The following is a 16,297-nucleotide window of genomic DNA, read 5'->3' on the forward strand; positions in this document are numbered from 1 at the left end:
CATTTTATCCCGCTATTTGCCCGTAAAAGTCCGACTGATGAGGGCTGATTAAAGTTTCACTTTATCCTTTACTGTATCTTGTAACTACATTTTACCTTGCTGTAAAGAAACAAAAAACGTTTTTTTATTCAATAATTCCAATTTCTAGAGCCTTTTGCACAGCTTCTTCTTTGTTGCGGACTCCTAGCTTTGTATAAGCTGTGGAAGCATAATTTCTGACCGTACCATTCGATAAATATAACCTTGATGCTATGGTAGTGTATCGAAGTCCCTTTGCTACTAGCTGCAATATTTCTATCTCCCTAGCTGTTAGCTCATAAGCGGTTGCTTTTGATTGTGGTGTCTCTTTTTGCTCATCAAATTTCTCAAATATTTTGTGAGACATCCCTTGATCAATCAGTGTCCCACCTTTGTGAATAAGTCGGATCGTATTAGCTAGCTCCAATGTTTCAATAGATTTGAGTAAAAAACCATCCGCACCGTTGCGAAGCGATTCCAACGCCTGTTCGGTATCCTGAAAAGTGGTAAAAATCAATATGCGGATATGTGGCCATTGTTGCTTAATCTTTTTGGTTGCTTCGACTCCATCCATGTGTTGCATATCTAAATCCATAAGTATAACATGAGGCTGAAGGCGCCCACACAAATCGATGGCTTCATTGCCATCCTCGGCCAAACCGACTACATTTAAATCTTCATATCTATCGAGTAGTGTCCTCAAACTTTCCCGAACAAACGGCTGGTCGTCTACAATTAACAAACGAATAAGTCCATCTTTTATTTCAGTTTGTCGCGGTATGGTACATGTAACAAGCATTCCTTCATCTGGCTTTGTATATACAGACAATTGACCTTGCAAATTCATTGCTCGTTCTTTCATTGCATTCAGACCGAAGCCTTCCTGCCATTCTACATTTCCTTTTCCATTATCTTGAACTTCTAATCTCGTATATTGTTGTTCAAACTGCAATGAAACTATAATTTCAGTTCCCTGACCATGACGTACTGCATTCGTAAGGGACTCTTGTAAGCAACGAATGAACGCTATCTTCGCTTGCCGAGACAATTCATATTCCTCTCCGTATGCCCGAAAACTTACATTAACCAGAGCGTGCTCCTGAAATTCGGCTCCAAGATTTTGGAGAGATTGAATTAAGGAAGGCGATTGACAAGGAGACTCCATTTGATGTAGGTAACCTCTCACGTCCTCGATGCTTTTACGTCCCATTTCAAGCAGAGAATCTAGCCTCTGTATACCCATTTCAGTAGCAAGTTCGGTGCGCAACGTTTCCATCCCCATAATAATAGAAGTATAAGCGTGACCAACTGTATCATGAAGCTCACTCGACAGTCTGTTTCGTTCTTCCGCCAGTGTAATGCGTTCAATCTGAGACATATATTGCTCAAGTACCGCGTTTTGTTTACGAATTGATTCATTTTGTTTATGATTGACGATTAATAAATGAAAAGCGAAGCCCATTACATATGCGAATCCATAATAGGTGACCATAATCCAATAGCTATTACTTGGCGCAACCGCATAGAAAATTCCAGTTGTTATAAAAACCGTTATTGGAGCTGTCCAATAATAGGACAAATGCTTACTATTCGCAGCAATTAGAAACACCGATATAAGAAATGTGTTGTAAGCTTCTGGAAATAATAAGGTTAAATATATACATAGTCCACCATATAGCAGTATTTCTGTGAACAAATAATATTTATAATTGAATAGTAAGGCTACCCATGGAACAGAGAAGGCAATAATTTCCCAAAGAATAATAATCCAAAGTGGTAATGTTAAACCATCCTGAAAATTTAATGTAGCTAGAATGATAGACACACTAGCAAGTAGGCGTACCCCTAACATAATCCAATCATACCAAAACCAATACTTAACCATATCTAACAAGTCCTTTACCCCCTAAATAGCCTACCATTTTACTTCCTATATAATAATTTAATCCTTCCTGCCTTATTATACTTTTTAATTTAAAAATACGATACTACTCACAGACTGCAAACTTCTATTGATTTAGTTGCCGAATCATACTACGTGTATAGCCCCCAATTTTCTTTGTCAAACCATCGACTATTCTAATACTTATGGCGGTAAATACTATACCCATAAACATTACAAAGAGTGACTTGGAAAAAGTATCTATTTGTATAAATATAATATTCATATCGATGTATCGATACAGTAGTGGTGCCAACAGGAACATAAGTGGCATTACGTAAAAAATGATTGCACTAATGAGACTGAAAATGCCAATCGTAAATTTCTGCATTAGCCAATAGACAGCACACCAAGTGCGACGATCTGTTAGCACTAATTTCACCTGAGACCAGTTCGATGTATCCATTGTTATACTTCTATCGTAAGAGTCTGTTGAAATATCTGTATAAATTTTCGTCTGTATGCGCTCGAATTGGATAAAGGGTGTGGTAGTCTGTAGTACGCGCATAATTAATGGAATCCCAACAACAGTAAATGAAAGGGTTAAACTAAATAGCAGAGCTATTAGGTAAAAACAAAAATAAAACAATCCTGTACCGAAAGTTAGCAATAAAAAATAACCATTCTGGATGAATCTTGATTTCATAAAGTTCATCGCTCCTATCTGTGTAATAACCGAATCATACTGCTTTTTTTGTCATTCTCACTAGTGTAAAAGTGTCATATGACAGTTCTAAATGATGTTAAAAAGGGGAGAGCAGCTTACTTCTGGTTAAAAAAGATGCTTTTATCCCGCTATTTACTGGGCAGTAAGACTCCCACCTCAAAATTCAGCGTTAGGTGGGGGGCGGGCTGCCGGTAAACGCACGATTGGTGAAGGCTAATAATCAGTGGGGGATGAACAAAAACCTGCTGATTAAAGTTTCACTTTATTACTCCTCCACAAAGCAATCCCGTTCTTACATCTGCAAGAACGGGATTGCTTTGTACTTTTATTTAATATGAGATGGACTTGTTTTTCGAATATGAAAAATAATATCAAATTGCTCAAGCAATGAAGTATCAAAATACACCGAACTGTTCGGGAGGATTTGTCCCCCTATACTTAGTAATGGTCTTTTTGCTTTAACCCATTTTTCTGCTTGTCCTTTAAGGTGACGGTTATCCAATAAAAACATTTTATATGGCACTTTTCCGAGAGTATAATTGAAACTTTTTACATCTTGTGGAATAGTGTCGGTTGTAATCTTACCTCCAGTGGAAGGATCATATTCGCTGTATAAGGTAAAATTCCCCTCCGTAGTTGTACTACCAATTGTGACATAATTATTGTCTAAACGTTCCTTCAAAAACTGCCCCGCAACATAAGGGTATAATTTCTCATCGATAATTCCTTTAGCTATATGAATATTGTGTGCCCATACCATCGTTTTACCACCAAATGTCTCTTGTGCCCACATTGCATGATCGGCCAAGTATTGTTCATGTAGTTTTATTATACTTGGATAGTCGTTAGGGAGTAGCATTGTGGTAAATTTCTCTATTGCACTTGCCGTTGCTTTCGCCCAGATGTAATCGGATGGAATTATTTCTGTGTTGGCTTGTTCATTCTCATCTTTTAGTAATCGGGCTACTCTCTCAGCGTTTGCTTTAAACTTCTCTTTCCTTTCAGGAGCAAGTTTCATATATTCCTGTATACTTCCAGTAAAAGAAGACAATTCTTTATAATTTTCTTCTACTTCTGCCAGCAAATCTGGTCGATGAAGCCTTACATAATCAATTACTTTATTAAAGCTACCTTGGTCCAACGCCTTTAAGTCGAGCCCAATAAATTGGATCTTTTTTTTATTGGATGGATCAGCATTATAATCTTTCATCCACTCAATCATGGCTATAATTTCATCAGTAGGATATAACAATTTTAAAAATTCCCTAGGGTTTCCTTTTCCTGTTTGGATATATTCATTTAGTTTTAAGCCGTTTCCCCAATCTTCTTCCATTGCAAAATTCGTAAAACCCATTTCAGTAACCAAATATTTCACAAGGCGAAACTTCATAGTGAAAATTTCAGAGCTTCCATGAGTATTCTCTCCTAATCCTACATATTGCGCGTTCCCAATCATTTTCTTAAGTGGTTTTAAATCTTCAAATGGTTTTGACGGCTCTATCGTTTTTAATGGGTTAGCCTGTGATTGTATTGATTTAACTATATTTTTTTGGACTGATTGACCTGAATTTTCGACTGCTACAGTTTGAGCGTTTCCTACTTCCGCGCATCCTGTGACTAATAAAGCTGTACTAACCATTGCAATCATTCTTTTCTTATTCATTTTTGCCCACCTCAATTGAATTATTTTTATAAACAAGATTGATTCATGTACTTGCACGAATCAATTGCCTTAATTCAATTGTTATTTATTCCATATCATATTTTCTAGTTACATATTGTCATAAGATTAATTGACACAAGTCATAGGTTAATCATTACACTTTTGTACTATTGGCTATGACAGTTTATAAATAATAATTAAATTGTTGAATCGCAAGTAAGACTAGATTATGAATTTGGGAGGGATTTTAAAGATGAATGATCTGTATGTCAAAATATTTTTATTCTAAGTTGTAGCTGTTGAAATGACAGGAAGTAAATTTGATAAACAAATGAATAAAAGGGGAAGGGCGGATTACAATGTTATTACACGGAGAAGCATTCCACAATAAAGATAAAATCCAACGTGCTAAAATAGGACTTCAACTCTTTCTAAGTATCTTAACCATTACTTCTATTATTCTAAATGTAGTAGTAATGGTTATTAAAAGTATGCCGCTTATTGTGGTATATATGTTTACCCCAGCATTTTCTTCTATTTTGACTCGCATAATATTGAAAGAAGGGTTTAAAGATGTATCTTTTAGTCTCGGTAACTTAAAGATATGGAAGGGGATTGGTTTTGCTCTGCTAATACCTATGATTATTTGTGGAATTACTTATTCTATCGCCTGGTTGAGCGGAATTGCGAGGTTTCAGCCCCCGCAAGGTGGTATGCTAGAACCTATTTACAATATACTTGGATTTCAGTATCTACCGATACCATTAAGTTTCATTTTTATAGTAGTATTGAGCGGAGTATTAGGTAGCTTGCTTAACTTAATTCCAGTTATGGGAGAAGAAATGGGTTGGCGAGGTTATATGCTTACAAGACTAATCGATGCAGAGTTTTCACGCCCAATCCTTATTAGCGGATTGATTTGGGCAACGTGGCATGTTCCAATTGTTATTGCTGGTCTATATGTAGAGGGAACATCTGCCCTACTTTCAGTACTTGGCATCTATTTTTGTATTGTGCCATTCAGTTATATTACAGCTTATTTACGACTTATCACAGGTAGCGTTTGGCCTTCGGTTATCATTCATACTACTTGGAATGCCATTATTCAAGGACCTTTCGCACGTGCAAGTACAGGAGATCAAACTGAGATTTGGATTGGAGAATCTGGTTTGATAACCGCTATTATTATCTTGGCTACTGCAATAATTATGTCTCGAATCGTAAATTTTACTAAATAGCATACGGATTTGTTTTAAATTCAATTAGTGTAATATGACGAGGCTGAAATAAGATGCTCCTAAAAATATTAGAAAAAATCTAGTTGAACGGACTCTTACTTAATCTTAGGCTGCTGGATATATGGAAGGCATCAAGCTAAGGGGTTAATTTATAAAAATAAACTTGATTGTCATAAAAAAATAATGTTTTTCATTTAAAGGCTATGAGATGAAATTTCATCATCTTCATCACATTAGACCTTCAGGAAATAAAAAGTTAAACGATTATACAAATACTCTAACTGAAAAAACGATAGTCCTTTTATCAAAAATGTAGAAGGACTATCGTTTATTTTTTTGACAAAATTAGGGATTGATGTTCATGAAAATGGATAATATAATTCGTATTTTACGTAAAGAGAAAAATTTCCCCCTAGAATATTAAGCTAAATATCTTGGTGTGACGGTTAATTTAAGTTTCACTTTATGACTTGTAAAGGGCTGTTCAATGCATCGTACTATTAAAAAATCTAAATTAAATCATTAAATTGCGATAAAATGTGGTCGGAAATAATGAAATTTTAGGAAAAATAAGGTACACTAGTCTATGATTTTAGTTGAAAATCGTTTGATGTTAATGCATACGGGGGAAAGATTGATGAACAACAATACAACAAATGAATCAGTTGAAGAAATTGATCAAAAACGAGTAAGATCAAAAAAACGTTATACAAATTGGAAGTTTATCGCAGCGGGTATTGGTGTAATTGCACTTCTTATTGGGGGAATGAGTTATTATCAGGCAACTCACTTCAATTCGAATGTTACAATTAATGACACAAAAGTTGGTGGTCTGAGCGCTGATCAGGCAATACAGAAATTAAAGACATCTGGACTAGCAAACAAAGTCTATGTTGATCAACAACAAATTTTAGATGAAAAAGATACAAAAACGGAACTTACGGAAAAAGATTTGCCTCAAGTTAAGAAACTATTAAAAAGTCAGTGGACATTTTTCCCCTCCTCAAAGGGAGAAAATTATTCATTGCTACCAGAGAAGGCAGATCAGTATCGTAGTGAAACGATGAAAAAACTTGTAGAAGAAACGCTCATCTCTATGAATGAAAAATTAAAAGCGCCTCAAGATGCTATGGCGAAGCTAGAACAAGGGAAAATTGTTATTTCGAAAAGTGTTGAAGGAAAACAGTATGATGTTACTAGTCTACTGAAAGATTACGATAAGCAAAAATATAAAAGCGAAATTCATCTGAAGTCTGCATACATAAAACCTATTAAAGAAGACGATCCGATTGTCAAAAAAGAGGAGAAAGCACTACAGAATCTTCTTGGGCAGTCTGTTGAGTATAAAGTGCAGGATGAAGTTTATCCTTTAAAAGCGAAAGATTTAATTCAAAATGCCTCTATGTCAAAGGATATGAAAGTTACAATTGATGCGAGTGACATTAAGAAGAAAATTACTGAAATTAATAATGCCAAATCAACATTAAATAAAGATTTCTCATTTAAAACGCATTCTGGTTCAGTCATATCAGTAAAAGGACAAGGATACGGCTGGGCACTAGATGTTGAAAAAGAAACTAAACAAGTTCAACAAGCCTTTGAGAAAGGCGAAAAATCGCTTTCTGCTTCTAATATTCACGGAAATGGTTGGGAGAAGGAAGGTATCGGTTATAAAACAACAGCGAATAATGGCATCGGAGACACGTATGCGGAAGTTTCAATTGCAGAGCAACAAATTTGGATTTACAAAGATGGAAAATTAGTTGTTACAACAAATGTAGTAACTGGTAAACATAGTACTGGTGAAGATACATCACCAGGTGTGTGGTACGTTCTATATAAACGAACACCATACACGCTAAGAGGTAGCGCAGTAGGGAAAGCTGATTATGCGGTTAAAGTAGATTACTGGGTTCCATTCACAAATAGTGGTCAAGGATTCCACGATGCCGGCTGGCGAAAAGACTGGGGAAATAATGCTTATTTAACAGGAGGATCAGGTGGGTGTGTGAACCTTCTTCCTAATGTTGCAAAAACTGTATATGATAGTTTGAACACGTATGATCCAGTTATCGTGTACTAAAAAATAGCTACGTATCAAGAAATAAACAAAACAGGAAATCTTACCTGATGGTATATGAAAAAACACCTCTTGCATTCGCATACTAAGTGTGCAAATGTAATGGAGGTGTTTTTGTTTGAATACAAAAGTGTATTGTTAATAAGAAACAAAGTAGAAAGAGATTAAGAATAAGTATTCAAATAATCAATAAAATTGACAATGAATATCATTTTCACTTAATATAGAATCGTCGCATTTAATTAGACATGAATTTTTTGTTAATATAATAGATTTCTATTAAGTTGTCATATTTACGAACTATCATTAAATATTTTAAGAATTTAAACGTAGGAAAGGGTAATATAAAATGAACTGGAAAAAAGGCGGGTTATGGGTTATTATTTTTTTCGTTGTAAAAGGCACGATTTCTACACTTTTAATCGTTACAGGTGCTAAATATTTTGATTTATCATTTATGCAACTTATCTTATTAATTCTGACCTTATTAGTGATTTCTCTAATAAGTCGTAAATTGCTCTATAGACATAAACAAAACAAAAAGCAAAAAGAGCTAAATATATAATGAAGCCCCAGAGACCGTTGGATTTCTGGGGTTTTATTTCGATAGTGTTTTCATGCTTATACGTTACCATTTGAAAATGTGGAAAATCTTCATACTTCGACAATCTATATAAATGGCTCAAGCTTCACATCTTATGAATTCCTTGAAGCGCTAAACCTAAGCAAAATAATGAACTATCCTATAGAAGAAAGTTGAGGGAGCTAATCGCATATGTTTTATTGAAAGGATGTGATTGAATTATGGAACGGCCGAATTGGGGAATTGGAGGATTAGTATTCGTTGGCTGTATGTTTCTTGGTGGAGGAGTGGGATCTATGTTAGGTAATGCCCAAACTGGATGGCTAATAGGAATGGGCATTGGATTTCTTGGGATGGCTTTAACGAGACTGTTCAGAAAATAATGTAACTGAGATTCTTCTTCTGGTAAATAAGGAAATATGTAAGTAATTCATGGCATAAGAGTTCTATAAATTATAGTTAGAATCTTCTCTTTTGTATTTGTCTTTTCTAAATTTCTCCATACATAGATACGATTCTCAAGTCGGAGGATAGCACCTTAGGGTGTCTTTTTTATGCTTTTTAAAAATGTCTTACCATATAATAGCTGAGTTTTGCTTTCAGTCTCCGATGCCCATTAAACATAAAATGAAAATTCTGCACCATTTAAACTCTGATAACAATTCATACGATCAAGAATAATTGAGCTAATAGCTCTCGATAGATTGTCATCATTTTTTTTATAATACATTAGATTCATTACCGTTTCAGACCTATGTATTCATTCATAACCTAACAGTAAAAGGGGGGATGATTAAAGGTATGGCGTTTAATGATGAATTAATTTGTCAACAGTTTGCAAGAATTATCGGCGGGCAAGAAGGATTCGCCGGTGGGAAATGCGTGGCAACAATAAACAGGGATGAAATACGAGCAACAATCTTGGGAAAACGTTTTAGAGTAACAACTTCCTTTTCATTCGAATCACGAGACAATAAAACTGGACGAGCATTATGCCTAGGCCGAGTAGCACTCTTACAAAAAGAAGTCACTGAATTTGTGGCGACAATTATTAAACAAGGAATAATTGTTTCGTCTATACACAATGAGTGGTTATGTGATGATCCAAATTTGATTTACGTTAATATCGAAGACGTTGATGATCCACTAAATTTTGCAAGAAAAGTGAGAAGAGCATTGTGCAATTAACTAAGTTTTTTAGTTAAATGAGTGATTACGTTAAATAGAAGATTTCAGCGTGTTGAATGTTATATTTGTAAAATAGATTTAAGTGGATGGTTTTATAAAACGAAAGAAGGTGTTTCATATTTGGAATGCCTTTTCTTTATGTTTTCGTTGCTAATGTGGGTGGTTAACGGATTATATGCTGTTTATCTTGCAACAGCAAGAACTGGACGAGGTATCTTTAAAGGTATTTGACTATTTGTAGATACCATATTTTATCAAATGTTATTAGCATATCATAAAACGACAGAGGAGAAATCGCCAGAGAAATACGTCAAATTAGTCATTCCTTCTATAATCTAAGGGGGGGCGATTTTGTTTTCGAAAAATAATAGGTAAATCATTTGACAATTAAAATAATCTACTTTATTATATGTGCCATAGCATATATATGGTGAAACAAATACATTCATTGTGAATGATTGACTGGTATGCTATATCCTTTTATATCTTAATTTATAGAGGTGATATATGAACTTACATGATTTAATAGGCTATCTTGTTCATCGTACTGATGTGAAAATGACCAATTATTTTACGAAGAAATTAAAGCCGTATGGAGTTACGCCAGAGCAGTGGGGGATTATTAGTGTTCTTTGTAGCCAAAGGAGCACTACTCAAAAAGAGTTGGCGGAAGCTATTGATAAAGATCAAACTACTGTTGTTAGAATGATACAGTCAATGGAGAGAAAAGGGATTGTAAAGAAGGCTTTGAATGACCAAGATAGGCGTTCACATAACCTTTTTTTAACTGAAAAAGGTGACGAATTAAAGAAAACAATCTTGCCTGTAGTGAAAGACGCTCACCATTTCGTTACGAGTAATTTGAGCGAGGAAGAAATTAAAGTATTACAGTCGTTATTAAACAAATTGTATGATACACACTATTAATATTTGTTCCTTATTGATGCTATGCTATTCATAAGGAACAAACTTTGTTTTAGGTATTATATGTGCTATAGCATATAATTTTTGTTTGTTTGGACGAATGGAAAGATAACTTTATTTTGTATCATATCTGATTCAGGTTCACTTTTTTGCCTAGTACCAGTCAAAATTTTTTGTATTATACATGCTATAGCATGTAATTTCTAGCCCTTTAATATGGAAAAGGGTAATGTAAATTGAAGCGACTTCCATACGGGTAATCTCAGGAAATAGGGTAAAGGTAGTGACTACTACCTGAACAATAGTGAGTTTTTATCAAATAATAAGAAAGGTGTGATTACTATTTTAATTTTCATCAATATTGTAAAAGTAGTGTTGTTTCTGTTCTTTTTAATGACAGGAACGAAAATTATATCGGGGAAAATGGCAGATGAATTCAAACGATTTGGTTTACCTTCGTTTTTTAATTTCTTAACTGGAGCTTTTGAGATTGTAGGAGCGATTGGAATGTTGATAGGAATTTGGATTCCAACAATAGCTTTATGGGCAGGATTGTTATTAGGCGGTACGATGCTTGCAGCCGCATTAACTCTAATTGTATTAGCGAGAGATCCCTTTAAGAAAGCAATACCTGCACTTGTTTTGTTTGTCCTTAGTTTAGGGATAAGTTTGTATCACATTTTTTAAACATAACTGAAAACTATTAAACTTTCACTTTATGCGTTCAAGTTACTATCGTTTTGTGATTATGTTACAAATAGGGGGATTCTCCAATTAGTGCTTGAATAATAATAGCAATATGGATTTAGACATTACTTTCATTCGAATCATGATCAGTAAAAGAATGGGAAGAATTTTTATACAAAGGAATTCCCGATGAATTTTATATTAAAAATAGGAGTGAGTGAAAATGGCATATTTATTACAAGTTGATTTTCCGTTTGAAGGTCCTTTTGGTGAAGAAATGGAAAAAGGATTTTGGGATTTAGCAAAAAGTATTAACGAAGAAGAAGGATTCCATTGGAAAATATGGACTGAGAATGAAGAAACAAAAGAAGCTGGAGGCATTTATGTATTTGAAGAAAAACAAGATGCTGAAAAATATGCGGAAATGCACAAGAGCAGACTTGAAGCAGCTGGTGTTAAAGATATTAGAGTAAGAATTTTTAACATCAATGAAAAGTTAACTAAGTTGAATCGTGGTTTTATTAAATAATTCCGACAGTCGGAGCAAGCGTAAAAAGGAGGGGGATAATCCCCTCTTTTTTTAATTCTTAAATTGATGGTGAGGGGACTCGCATAAAAAATAATCAATTATAAAAGTAATTTTGAACGTAAGGAATTTGTAAGGAAGAGGTAAGAAAAAAGAGATTTTCCTTGTGTAAGATGAAAATGTAAAGAAGAGTGAGAGGAGAAAAATACTATATATTTCTATAAAAAACAAATCAATTAATAAGACTTGTTTGGAGGAAAAGAGACATTACAGATTCAATGTCGTCCTTTTGCAGTGGGGTAAGAAGAAAGCTGTGTGATTAGTTCCAAACAGCAAATAACTATTTATACAATATGAATAGGGGAGAGGATTATTTTGATGAAAAAGCATAGTCAAATTACATGTTCAGGTTTAGCTCTTTTAATAACTGGAGGTTCCCTGTTTTATACACCTCTAACCTCAAGTGTAAAAGCGGAGTCCATTCAAAATGTATCTAGTTCGTTACAAATAAGCACCCAAAGAGATCATAATTCCGTCAAAGAGGCAATGCGGGATACATTGAAACTAGGATATCCAGGGATACTTGCTAAAACTTCTGAGAGTGGAAAAACATGGAGTTATGCGGCTGGTGTAGCTGATCTGAGTACTAAGAAACCAATGAAAACAGATTTTCGTTTTCGAATTGGCAGCGTGACAAAGACGTTCACTGCAACAGTTATACTTCAATTAGCAGGAGAAAACCGCTTAAATCTAGACGATTCTATTGAAAAATGGATACCTGGTGTCATTCAAGGAAATGGATATGATGATAAACAGATTACTATCCGGCAATTATTGAATCACACAAGTGGTATCGCTAATTACACAAGGTCAAAGGATTTTAATATGATGGATACAAAAAAATCTTATACTGCTGAAGGATTAGTAAAGATGGGAATATCCATGCCTCCAGATTTTGCTCCAGGAAAGAGCTGGTCGTATTCAAATACAGGATATGTATTACTAGGAATTCTTATTGAAAAAGTAACTGGGAACAGCTATGCGGAAGAGATTGAAAATCGAATTATTGAACCACTTGAATTAGCGAATACATTCTTACCTGGAAATTCAAGCGTCATTCCAGGAACCAAGCATGCCCGTGGATATATCCAATTAGACGGAGCAAGTGAGCCGAAAGATGTTACTTATTATAACCCAAGTATGGGGAGCTCAGCCGGAGATATGATTTCTACAGCTGATGATTTAAACAAATTCTTTTCTTGTTTACTTGGGGGCAAGTTATTGAAAGAACAGCAACTAAAGCAAATGCTTACAACAGTCCCTACAGGAGTAGATGAGCTTGGTGATTCCGGGCTTGGAATTTTCAAAATGAAGCTTTCAAACGGTGAATCGATATGGGGGCATGGAGGAACCATTCCTGGCTTTTTAACTTTTGCTGGAGGCACACTTGGAGGCAAGCATACATTGGCAGTCAATTTGAACAGCCTTAAAGCTGATACTCCTGATCCTTTTAAAAATATTTTACTTGCTGAATTTAGCAAGTAGTCTAAAAGTAAAAACGGGTAAAATTTATCATAGTTTCATAGTTACACAAATGAATGATGAAAACGATCAATTATTTAAGGAGGTAATTCCGTGATGAAAAATAAGCTAACTGGTGTGTTAGCCACTGCATTAGCGGTAACTATGATTCTACCAACCGGAGCGAAAGCATTTTCTGAAAGTAAGACTACTGTTGTAATTGGTGAAGAAGTAGCTAGTCAGGAACTGAAGAAGATTGCAGCAGAGAAGGCGGAGCTACTTACGAAGTCCCATGGGGCAGCTAGCGTGCAGTATGCACTAATTGATAATGGAAAACTTATTTTGTCGGGTCAGGCTGGCAAGAACGATATGGAAGGGGAAAAGCCGCTAACCAAAGATACTTTATACGGGATTGGTTCAGTTAGTAAAATGTATGCAACAGCGGCTGTAATGAAATTGGTCGATGAAGGAAAAGTCGATTTGGATGCTCCTGTTGTCCGCTATGTTCCTGATTTTAAGATGAAGGACGGTCGATACAAACGTATTACACCGCGTATGTTATTGAATCACTCCTCTGGATTGCAAGGTTCTACGTTAGGTAATGCATTTTTATTTAACGATAATGATACCTATGCCCATGATACCTTGTTACAGCAATTGTCAAATCAAAACTTGAAGGCGGACCCTGGTGCTTTCTCGGTATACTGTAACGATGGTTTTACGCTGGCCGAAATTTTGGTGGAAAGAGTTAGTGGTATGAGCTTTACTGAATTTCTACATCAAAACTTTACAGAGCCTTTAAAAATGAATCATACGAAAACGCCGCAGGACAAATGGAGGGATGAAAATCGGGCTGGACTATATTACCCGGCGTACCAAGGGCAACTTCCAATTGAATCGGTGAATGTTATTGGTACGGGAGGTATATCTTCCACGGCAGAAGATATGGTGCGATTCTCACAACTATTTATGGGACAGGGAAAAGGAATCCTCTCTGATAAGGTAGTTAAGGCAATGGAGCAAGAGGAATATAAAAAAGGAATGTGGCCGGGGGCTGGCGAGAATATTTTTAACTATGGTCTTGGCTGGGATAGTGTGAAACTATACCCATTCAGTGAATATGGGATCAAAGCTTTGGCTAAGGGCGGCGATACGGCATTGCAACATGCTATATTAGTCGTGCTTCCGGAACAGAAAATAGCAGCGGCTGTATTGACATCTGGTGGACGGAGCTCTACAAATCAGCTAATGGCAACTGAATTGCTGCTCGCTACGCTTAAAGAAAAAGGTACTATTAAGGAAATCAAGCCGAACAAATCCTTTGGTAAGCCGGTCAAAGTCAAAATGCCTCAAGGCGTAGCAAAGAAAGCTGGATTTTATGGCAATAGCGAAACTCATTTTAAAATTGAAATTACGAATAACGGAGAACTGTTCTTACCATCTAATCCAGAAGAAAAATATGTATATACTGCTGATGGAAGCTTTATTAATGAGGGGGGTACTTCCAAGCTCAACTTCGTAACCGAGAAGAATGGAAGAACTTATTTGAAGGAGAGCGCATATAAATCTTATCCAGGTTTAGGGCAAAGTGTGATGACCCACTATTTAGCTGAGAAACTAGAAGACAACGTGCTTTCGAAGAAAACCGCTGCTGCATGGGTAAAGAGGGAAGGTGTCAAGTTTTATCGTGTAAACGAGAAATTTAGTTCTATTCAATATCTTGTTCAGTCGAAACATCTTAGTACTCAAATTACTCGCAAGGAAGGCCCAGCAGGCTATTGGGATGGCAGAAAAATTACAGGTCCGAACACCGCGGTGCATCAGATCCAAGTACCCGTGATGAATGGTCGTGATACGACGGAAACGCATTTCTATACAGAAGGCGGCAATGAATATATGGAGATGGCTGGATTGTTATACGTAAGTGAATCTAATGTAAAACCAATTGATGTAGGCCAATCATCCAAAGTTACGCTGGGAGCAAATGGACATGCGAAATGGTTTACAATTCCACAAGCGGCAACAGACAAAAGGATGACCGTGACGCTGCCATCAAATGGTTCATTTGCGGTGTATGATGAGAAGGGAGTTTGCGTCAACTTCACCATTGTGAGTGGCAATAACAAGGTGGAACTTCCGAAGAACGGAACAATCGTATTCGCTGGGGCACCGAAATCGGAATTTGCAATCTCGGTGAACTAGCTATAATTTAAGATGATCTTAAACAAAACCAGTACGGTACAGAAAAGATGTATTACTGGTTTTGTTTGTATTTATGCATTCTCAATGAAAAAGCTTGAATAATATCACTCTCAAGCACTATAAAAACATCAAAACTAGAAAATTAGTATCTCTAGAAGATGTACAGTTTTTTGGAGTTGAATAATTTTAACAGCGTAGAGAGATTAAATTTCTACTCTTTTTCTTCAATTAATATAATGTGTATGTACATACACATTATATTTTTATTTCATAAATTTTAAAATTTTGTTCACGATAGTTTGAAATTGTAAAAAAAGAAAATATGTGGCACGACATCACTTTGTTTTTATACAGCTTTATAATTAAACTATAATATTGTATTTTTTCTTCATTATTGAAATTAGTAATAATAAAATGTATTATTGAAAAGCACAATTTATAATTCAAGTAATCAAGCATATGTACCCATAATAATTCGAACATTCAGAAATTATAATATTGGCTAAAAACGAGGCGAGATTCATAGAAACAGTACATATTAAATGGTATGGAATGTATAGTATAAATGACTTCTATAATAGGGAAGAAGCTTCTAAGAAGGGGATATTTGCAATCTCTAGAGTATATGCTAAGAATGTAACATTGCTCTATATAGGACAAACTAAAAGAAGCTTTATACAAAAGATAAGAGAACTTAATAAAGAGTGGGCTTTTGATGAGAGCGAATTAAAGATTACATTAGGAATAATAGAATTTCCTAGTGGTGAACTTTACTCTGAAAAGAAGGTAAAAGAGATAAAATCTCTTTTGATTTTACGACATACCCCATTAGAAAACGAAACATCTTTATTATACTATAGAGGGAAATTTAATTTTAAAATTATTAATAAGGGAAGAAGAGGTTTAATTGTTAAAAAGCTTTCTACAGGAGATCTAATGTGGACGTAATTGGAATCACCTTTGAATAAAATTGAAGGTTTCTTAAGTGCAGAAGCTTATCAATTTTTAATGTATTAAACTATTTTGAATAACATATGTCAGATACTTGAAAAAACACA

At 35.2% G+C, this 16,297-nt stretch carries 14 protein-coding genes; 11 read left to right on the plus strand and 3 right to left on the minus strand.

The genetic code is table 11. The features are described 5' to 3' along the window. Window positions 1-124: 124 nt before the first annotated feature. From BLT20_RS21330 to BLT20_RS21340, 3 genes are all read right to left on the minus strand, one after another. A complete protein-coding gene (locus tag BLT20_RS21330; RefSeq protein WP_000886427.1) occupies window positions 125-1,912 on the minus strand; it encodes a helix-turn-helix transcriptional regulator in 1,788 nt (595 codons plus the stop codon). A gap of 115 nt (window positions 1,913-2,027) precedes the next feature. Then, window positions 2,028-2,606, minus strand: a complete 579-nt coding sequence (locus tag BLT20_RS21335; RefSeq protein ID WP_000842193.1) for a sensor domain-containing protein — start codon at window positions 2,604-2,606, stop codon at window positions 2,028-2,030. A gap of 346 nt (window positions 2,607-2,952) precedes the next feature. After that, the gene (locus BLT20_RS21340; RefSeq protein WP_001036227.1) at window positions 2,953-4,290 is read right to left on the minus strand and encodes an erythromycin esterase family protein; all 1,338 of its coding nucleotides are present in this window, start codon (window positions 4,288-4,290) and stop codon (window positions 2,953-2,955) included. 359 nt (window positions 4,291-4,649) lie between these two features. Between BLT20_RS21340 and BLT20_RS21345 the strand changes: the two genes are divergently transcribed. The 11 genes from BLT20_RS21345 (at window position 4,650) to BLT20_RS21395 (ending at window position 16,187) form a co-directional block, all read left to right on the plus strand. Beyond that, complete coding sequence (locus tag BLT20_RS21345; protein WP_000924282.1) at window positions 4,650-5,528, plus strand: CPBP family intramembrane glutamic endopeptidase; 879 nt, start codon at window positions 4,650-4,652, stop codon at window positions 5,526-5,528. A 637-nt stretch (window positions 5,529-6,165) separates the two neighbouring features. After that, window positions 6,166-7,611, plus strand: coding sequence for a L,D-transpeptidase family protein (locus tag BLT20_RS21350; protein WP_001064064.1), 1,446 nt, complete (start codon window positions 6,166-6,168; stop codon window positions 7,609-7,611). Window positions 7,612-7,957: 346 nt separating this feature from the next. Continuing rightward, on the plus strand, window positions 7,958-8,173 hold the full coding sequence (locus BLT20_RS21355; RefSeq protein WP_001104104.1) for a hypothetical protein: 216 nt from the start codon (window positions 7,958-7,960) through the stop codon (window positions 8,171-8,173). Between the two features lie 239 nt (window positions 8,174-8,412). Beyond that, the gene (locus BLT20_RS30615) at window positions 8,413-8,574 is read left to right on the plus strand and encodes a hypothetical protein (RefSeq protein WP_000441009.1); all 162 of its coding nucleotides are present in this window, start codon (window positions 8,413-8,415) and stop codon (window positions 8,572-8,574) included. A gap of 406 nt (window positions 8,575-8,980) precedes the next feature. Then, a complete protein-coding gene (locus BLT20_RS21360) occupies window positions 8,981-9,379 on the plus strand; it encodes a DUF1259 domain-containing protein (RefSeq protein WP_000589729.1) in 399 nt (132 codons plus the stop codon). A gap of 507 nt (window positions 9,380-9,886) precedes the next feature. Next, window positions 9,887-10,306 carry a MarR family winged helix-turn-helix transcriptional regulator gene (locus BLT20_RS21370; protein WP_001048563.1) on the plus strand — a complete coding sequence of 140 codons (420 nt, stop codon included), beginning with the start codon at window positions 9,887-9,889 and terminating at the stop codon, window positions 10,304-10,306. A gap of 333 nt (window positions 10,307-10,639) precedes the next feature. Continuing rightward, window positions 10,640-10,990, plus strand: a complete 351-nt coding sequence (locus BLT20_RS21375) for a DoxX family protein (protein ID WP_029948586.1) — start codon at window positions 10,640-10,642, stop codon at window positions 10,988-10,990. A gap of 223 nt (window positions 10,991-11,213) precedes the next feature. Beyond that, window positions 11,214-11,519 (plus strand): monooxygenase, encoded by a 306-nt coding sequence (locus BLT20_RS21380; protein WP_000323758.1) that lies wholly within the window; start codon window positions 11,214-11,216, stop codon window positions 11,517-11,519. A 375-nt stretch (window positions 11,520-11,894) separates the two neighbouring features. Next, window positions 11,895-13,061, plus strand: a complete 1,167-nt coding sequence (locus tag BLT20_RS21385; protein ID WP_000716674.1) for a serine hydrolase domain-containing protein — start codon at window positions 11,895-11,897, stop codon at window positions 13,059-13,061. Between the two features lie 93 nt (window positions 13,062-13,154). Further along, the gene (locus tag BLT20_RS21390; protein ID WP_033684651.1) at window positions 13,155-15,239 is read left to right on the plus strand and encodes a serine hydrolase domain-containing protein; all 2,085 of its coding nucleotides are present in this window, start codon (window positions 13,155-13,157) and stop codon (window positions 15,237-15,239) included. 552 nt (window positions 15,240-15,791) lie between these two features. Then, window positions 15,792-16,187 (plus strand): hypothetical protein, encoded by a 396-nt coding sequence (locus tag BLT20_RS21395; protein WP_000286899.1) that lies wholly within the window; start codon window positions 15,792-15,794, stop codon window positions 16,185-16,187. The last annotated feature ends 110 nt before the right edge of the window (window positions 16,188-16,297 follow it).

It is taken from the genome of Bacillus sp. cl96 (assembly GCF_900100505.1).
Classification (GTDB): Bacteria; Bacillota; Bacilli; order Bacillales; family Bacillaceae_G; genus Bacillus_A; species Bacillus_A cereus.